Annotated in this window: 1 protein-coding gene; it reads left to right on the forward strand. The window is 65.1% G+C overall.

Annotation, left to right across the window (positions count from 1 at the left end):
- On the forward strand, nt 1-665 hold a 665-nt coding region (locus PBA01S_RS15135), incomplete at both ends, for a CotH kinase family protein (RefSeq protein WP_174844492.1).

Raw genomic sequence — 665 nt, forward strand, 5'->3', positions numbered from 1 at the left:
GGCGGTGCAGCCGGTGCGACCGGGGCGGCCGATGGCGGTGCGCAAGACGGTGCAACCGGTGGCGATGACGCTGGTGCTGCCCGCGGGCAGCCGCAAGCTGGCGCTGGCGCGGACGCTCAAGGCGGTGCGGCGGCTCCAGGCGGCGGTAGTTCGGGTCGGAGCAATCTGCTGATCGACGAACCAACGCAAGGCGCCGTAGCAGATCGGCCGCTGGTGGCCAAGCTGCTGGCAGTAGATGAATATAAGGTCCAGTACCATGATATCCTTCAGTCAGCGATCGACAACTTCCTGGAGAATGACAAATTCTCCGCCCGCGTCACGGAGTTGTCGGAAATGATCTCGTCTTATGTAAAAGCCGATCCAACGGCCTTTTACACCTATGAAGAATACGAGCAAGCTGTGCCCCAACTGATCAGTACCAATGCTAGTCAGATCGAGAATATCCAGCAGCAGCTCGACGGTACCATCGCCTCGTCCGGCGATGGATCGGGCAGCGGCGGCGGCTTTGGCGGCATGGGCGGCGGCTTCGGCGGCGGGCGTACGGGCCGCACTGCAGCGCAAGGCCAGAGCGAGACCCAAGCCGGCGCAGTCGCGGAGCCAAGCACGCCGACCAACGGCGCAGCGGGCAGCGCGCAGGGCGGCGATGGCGCTCCCGCCGGCCAAGG

The organism is Paenibacillus barengoltzii NBRC 101215 (assembly GCF_004000745.1).
GTDB classification, from domain to species: Bacteria; Bacillota; Bacilli; order Paenibacillales; family Paenibacillaceae; genus Fontibacillus; species Fontibacillus barengoltzii.